Consider the following 6,003-nt stretch of genomic DNA (forward strand, 5'->3'; position numbering starts at 1 on the left):
CCCAATTTTACGGGTCGGGTCGTCCGGGGCCGGTGGTCCGGTTCCGGGGCCGGTTCCATGGGGCCGGGGGGCAGGTTGTGCGCGGCTGGTTCTTCAGGGCCGGGGGTCAAGGGTTGCGCGGCTGGTTCTTCGGGCCCTGGGGTCAGGGTCTGTGCGGCTGGTTCTTCGGGCCCTGGGGTCAGGGTCTGTGCGGCCGGGTCCACGGGCCCGGTGGGCGGGGTTTCGCGCGGCCGGGCCCGCCGGCCGGGCGGTCACTCCGGCGCGCGGAGCATGGCCAGGGCCCGGCGGCCGATCTCGCGGCCGATGGGCAGGGAGGCGGTGGCGGCGGGCGAGGGCGCGTTCAGCACGTGCACCGCCCGCGCACCCTCCCGGATCAGGAAGTCGTCCACCAGCGTCCCGTCCCGCAGCACCGCCTGCGCCCGCACCCCGGCCGGGGCCGGCACCAGGTCCCCGGCGTCCACGCCGGGCAGCAGTCTGCGCACCGCTTCCAGGAACGCCCCCTTGGACACCGAGCGGCGCAGCTCGCCCGCGCCGTACCGCCAGTGCCGCCGGGCGATCGCCCACGCGCCGGGCCAGGCCAGGGTCCCGGCCAGCTCCCGGGGCCGTACGACCCCCCAGCCGTACCCCTCGCGGGCCAGCGCCGGCACCGCGTTGGGGCCGATGTGCACACCGCCGTCGACGCCGCGGGTCAGATGCACCCCGAGGAACGGGAACGCCGGGTCCGGCACCGGATACACCAGGCCCCGCACCAGCTCCGGCCGGGCCAGCTCGTAGTACTCCCCGCGGAACGGCACGATCCGCATCCCCGGCTCGTCCCCGGTCAGCCGCGCCACCTCGTCGCAGCGCAGCCCGGCGCAGTTGACCAGCACCCGGGCGCGGACGACGGCTCCGGCCGCGGTGAGCACGGCCACGCCCCGCTCCGGCCGCCGGTCCACCCGGACCACCCGCGCGCCGTAGCGGATCTCCGCCCCGGAGGCCCGGGCCAGCTCGCGGGCCACCGCCGCGTAGTCGCACACGCCGGTCGTGCCGACGTGTATCGCGGCCAGGCCGCGCACCTCCGGTTCGTACTCGGCGATCTGCGCCGGTCCCAGCTCCCGCACCGGGATGCCGTTCTCCCGGCCGCGCTGCACGAGCGCGTGCAGCCGGGGCAGCTCGGCCCGCTCGGTGGCGACGATCAGCTTGCCGGTGACGGCGTGCGCGATGCCGTACTCGGCGCAGAACTTCACCATCTCGGCGGCGCCCCGCACCGCGTACCGCGCCTTGAGGGAGCCCGGGCGGTAGTAGATCCCGCTGTGGATGACCCCGCTGTTGCGTCCCGTCTGGTGCCGGGCGGGCCCGTCCTCCTTCTCCAGCACCGTCACGCGGGTGCCCGGCGCCGCCCGGGTGATCGCGTACGCCGTCGACAGCCCGACGATCCCCCCGCCGACCACGAGCACATCACAGTCGTACGCCCCGCCCAGCACCGAGCACCACCTCCACTCCCGATAGTGCACTGCGCCACTGACAGCGGCTTCAAACGCCCGGCCGGCGTCCCTCGGCGGACGCCGGAGCGGCGCGGCCCTACGCCGGGGCCATCAGCAGCGGCCGGGCCCGCTCCCGCAGCTCCACCACCCGCGGCTCGTCCCCGTACGGCTCCAGCCGGTGCAGGAGGTCCTTGACGTACTCGGTGGTGCGCGCGGACGAGATCCGGCCCGCCACCTCCACGGCCCGCACCCCCTGCTCGCAGGCCGCGTCGAGGTTCCCCGACTCCAGCTCGGCGACGGCGGAGACGACCAGCCGCAGCCCGTGCGACCGCACGAACTCCTCCGTCGGCTTCGACAGCGCCTGCTCGGTGAACCTCCGCACCTGACGGGGTGCCTTGAGATCGCGGTAGCACTCGGCGGCGTCCGCGGCGAACCGGTCGTATCCGTAGAAACCCAGCCAGGAGGGGTCGTTGTCGCCGGGCCGGGACCGTTCCAGCCAGCTCTCCGCCGCCTTCAGTGCCGCGCCGGCCGCCTGCGCGTCGCCCGCGCGCGCGTGGGCCCGCGCCTCGACCAGCCGGAAGAAACTCATGGTGCGGGCGGTGGCCAGCCCCCGGTTGCGCTCCAGCGCGGCCTGCGCGAGGTCCACGCCCTCGTCGCCGAAGCCGCGGTAGGTGGCCTGCAACGACATGGAGGCCAGTACGTACCCCCCGAGGGGGACGTCGGCCGCCGCGCGCGCGAGGCGCAGCGCCTGGATGTAGTACCGCTGCGCGGCCTCCTGCTGCCCGGTGTCGAAGGCCATCCAGCCCGCGAGCCGGGTGAGTTCGGCGGAGGCGCCGAACAGGGCGCGGCCCACCTCGTCGGAGTAGGAGCCGAGCAGCAGCGGTGCCGCCTCCACCCGCAGGCACTCCGGCACCATCGACGAACGCCAGTCCCCGCCGCCGTACTTGGAGTCCCAGCGCCGGGCGTCCTCGGCGGCCTCGCGCAGCTTCTGCACGTCGCTGTGGCCGACTTTGAGCGGCGGGCCGGAGCCCTCGGCGGCGCCCGCCTCCCGGGCGACCGAGCTGTCGGCGGGGGTTATCAGCCAGCGCGAGGCGGGCGTTGCGTATGCGCTCACCGCGAACGATCCGGCGAGGGACTGCCAGATGCCGCCGGAGCCGGCCCGGCGGCCGGCCAGGTCGAGGCGGTACAGCTCGGTCGCCGACTTCACCGCCTGTGCCACGTCCCGGGGGAAGGCGAGACCCACCTCCGGCGCGGGATCGGCGTCCGCCAGGCCGATCTCGTGCAGCGGGACCGGGCGGCCGAGTTTCTGGCCGATGGCGGCGGCGATCAGATGCGGCGCCGCTCCCTGCGGCACCATGCCCTTCGACACCCAGCGCGCCACGGACGTCTTGTCGTAGCGAAGCGTCAGACCACGCTGGGCGCCAAGGTCGTTGACGCGCCGGGCGAGTCCGGCGTTGCTGATTCCCGCGAGGGCGAGAACGGCGCCGAGCTTTTCGTTCGGCCCGCGTTGCTCCCTGGACATGCGCCACCCCTCGACACAGACGGCTGCCGCGCTGGCATAACCGTGCGGCATTCGTAAACCCAGCGTAGTTCGCCGCATCCCAAGCGTTAAGGGGCAATGTTCCGGATGGCGGGATTGTGGTCGGTAGGCGGGCGCGGCCCTGTACGCACCGTGCACGGACCGTCGCGACGTGCCCCCGCCCGTGTGGCCGTGCGCCCGCCCGTGCGCTCTTCTCCGGCCATCCCGGGGGCGATTCCATGGGCCGTGCGTGGGTCGGCCCGCTGTACTGGATCCAGTGGGCTGGGGGACACCGCCGCCTTCATCCCCGCGGGTGGCGGACCGGTCCGGGAGGCGTCGTCCGCCTCCCGGACCGTGCGTACCTGTAAGCCCCCAGGCGCTCCGCAAGCCTGTACGGAGAGTGCTCGATTCCGGCGCGCCGTCACGGAATTGGCTGAAAATAATCCCCCGATCGTGCGGTGAATTTCCTTCGTGACCATGCAACTTCGGGGCGCGAAAGGGGATTTGGGGGAGCGCATTGGGGGCGCATTCGTATCGCACGTGGGGAGCGCCGCCTCCCGCCCCCGTGGAGCGCCGCCTCCGCCGCACCCGCCCGGCGCCCGTCAACTCCCCTTCCCGCAGCGCGTACATCCCTCGGCTGAGGCGGCCACGCCGCGTCTCCCCGGCCTGCTCTTCATGGCAGCATGGGGGCCGGTTCGTGCGGTGCACTGGTGGTCCACAGCCTGTGGAGGCGTCGATGCGGTGGTTGGTGGGGTGGAGCAGCACCACCGCGGGCGCCGCCGGGACCGGCTCCGCGGGGGCCGTCGGCTACGACGGCGAAACCCTGCAACCGGTCGGCTCCCAGCTCCTGTGGGGCGACCCGGACCCCCTGTGGGCGGTCGGCGACTGGCGCCCCGACGAGGTGCGGGTGGTGCACGCCGACCCCGAGCACCGGATCGCCGTCCTCGGTATCTGCGGCGCCACCGACGAGGAACTGCGGCGCGGCCTGTTCACCGCGCGCGGAGGCGCGGTGCGCCACCTGACCACCTGGCCCGGCAGCTACACCGCCGTCGTCCAGGCGGGCCGCCGCATCACCGTCTGCGGCGACCTCGCGGGCGCCCGGCCGGTCTTCCACACCCCCTGGAACGGCGGCACGGCCTACGCCACCGCCGCCCTGCCCCTCGCCGACCTGGTCGAGGCCAACCTCGACTTCACCCACCTCGCCGCCCTGCTCGCCGCCCCGGACGTGCCGGCCGCGCTGCGCGACACCACCCCTTACGACGGCGTACGGCGCGTTCCGCCGGGGCACGCCCTGGTGCTGCGCGCCGGAGCGCGCGAGATCGCCGGGTACGAACCGGTCGCCTCCCTCGCCGTGGCCGCGCCCCCCGCCGACCCCGACCGCGCCGTGGACGCAGTACGGGACGCCCTGGTGGAGGCGGTCCGCACCCGGCTCGCCGCCCCCCGGCACGTACCCGACCTGGACCCCGGACCGGTGCCCGGCATGGGGCCGGCCGAGCGGCGCGCCGCGCGCGGGATGCCGGTCCCCGGCGTCGGCGCCGACCTCTCCGGCGGGCCCGCCTCCGGCACCCTCGCGCTGCTGGCCGCCGGGCTGCCCGGCCGCCCCGGCACGCTCCTCGGCCATCGCACCGGCGCCGGCGAACGCCTCCTCGCCGTCACCTTCAACGACCTGGCCGTGCCCGGCCGCGAGGCCGAACTCGAGCGGGCGGCGGCCCTGGCCGCGGGCCCCCGCCTGCACCACGTCGTGGTCACCGGCGGCCAGGAGACCCTGCCGTACGCCGACCTGGACGGCCCCCTGACCGACGAACCCGGCCCCTGCCTGGTCCAGGCCGCCCGGCACCGGGCACGGCTCGCCGCCGGCAGCGCCGACCACTTCACCGGCCACGGCGCCCGCCAGGTCCTGGACGCCCACCCCGCCCGGCTCGCCGACCTCCTGATGGACCGCCGGCGGCGCCACCTGGTCCGGCCGGTCGCCGCGCTGGCCCGTGCCGACGGCTCGGTGTTCGTCCCCGCCCGCGTGTACGGCGCGGCCCGGCGCCTGGCCCGCACCCCCTACCGGGCGGGCCTGGAGGCACTCGCCGAGCGGCTGATGCGGCGCCGCTTCGACGAGCCCCAGGGTGCGGCCGACGCGTCCCTCGCCGCGCTGAGCTGGGCCGGGCCCGGTCCCGCCGCGCGCTGGCTGACCGGGGAGGCGCTGGCCGAAGTATCGGTTCTGCTCCAGGCGGAGGCCGACCGCTCCGGCACCGGCGTCCAGCGGCCCGGCGACTACCGCGCGCGTGCGGCGCTCGCCCGGCACGCCGCCGACCTCCGCGTCCTGGAGCAGGCCGCGGAGATCCGCTCCCAGCGGCTGCACGCGCCGTTCCTCGACAACCAGGTGGTCCGCGCCTGCCGCGACCTCCCCGAGGCTCTGCGCGTCCGGCCCGGCGCCCGCGCCGCCGTCCTGCGCACGGTCCTGGAGGGCGCCGGCGTCACCGGCCTCCCGGCCGGCTGGGGCGCCCCCTCCCACGCCCCCACGGTGGCGGCGGCACGCGCGGGGCTGCGGGCCGCCGCCGACCCTCTCCTGGACCTGTTCGCCACACCGCTGCTGGCCGACGCCGGGCTGGTGGAGGCCCGGGTCGTCCGCGCGGCCCTGCGGGGCGGGGCGGCGGACGAGCCCCTGCCACTGGACGGCCTCGCCGACCTGGTCTCGCTCGAACTGTGGCTGCGGCGCCTGCTCGCCCGCCGCGGCACGTGCTGGACGGGCACACCGTCCCGCTCCCGCGCGGTCCCGTCGGGGATCCAGCCGAGGCGGGGCGCGCTGGCGCCGGGGGTGTGAGCGGTTCCGGCGCCGGAACGGACGTACACGGGTGCGGGCAGTCGTGCCTCCCCCGCGCTCTTCCAGCAGGGGCCACCAGGCACCCCACCGGCGCGGGCAGGCGACCCCCGCCCGGCCACCCCACCGGCGCGGGCAGGCGCCCCTCGCCCGGCCACCCCACCGGGGCGGGCAGGCGCCCCCCCCGCCCGGCCACCCCACCGCTTCCGACA

The 6,003-nt window shown here is 76.4% G+C and carries 3 protein-coding genes; 1 reads left to right on the forward strand and 2 read right to left on the reverse strand.

Translation table 11 applies throughout. The features are described 5' to 3' along the window. Positions 1-251: 251 nt before the first annotated feature. Both lhgO and IH25_RS0133870 read right to left on the reverse strand, forming a co-directional pair. Positions 252-1,463 carry an L-2-hydroxyglutarate oxidase gene (gene lhgO, locus IH25_RS0133865; RefSeq protein ID WP_030619723.1) on the reverse strand — a complete coding sequence of 404 codons (1,212 nt, stop codon included), beginning with the start codon at positions 1,461-1,463 and terminating at the stop codon, positions 252-254. Positions 1,464-1,560: 97 nt separating this feature from the next. Next, a complete protein-coding gene (locus IH25_RS0133870) occupies positions 1,561-2,985 on the reverse strand; it encodes a hypothetical protein (protein ID WP_030619727.1) in 1,425 nt (474 codons plus the stop codon). A 733-nt stretch (positions 2,986-3,718) separates the two neighbouring features. Here IH25_RS0133870 and IH25_RS0133875 point away from each other — a divergent pair. Beyond that, positions 3,719-5,794: an asparagine synthase-related protein gene (locus tag IH25_RS0133875; RefSeq protein ID WP_030619730.1), complete on the forward strand. Its 2,076-nt coding sequence runs from the start codon at positions 3,719-3,721 to the stop codon at positions 5,792-5,794. The last annotated feature ends 209 nt before the right edge of the window (positions 5,795-6,003 follow it).

Source organism: Streptomyces achromogenes subsp. achromogenes (assembly GCF_000720835.1).
Taxonomy (GTDB): Bacteria; Actinomycetota; Actinomycetes; order Streptomycetales; family Streptomycetaceae; genus Streptomyces; species Streptomyces achromogenes.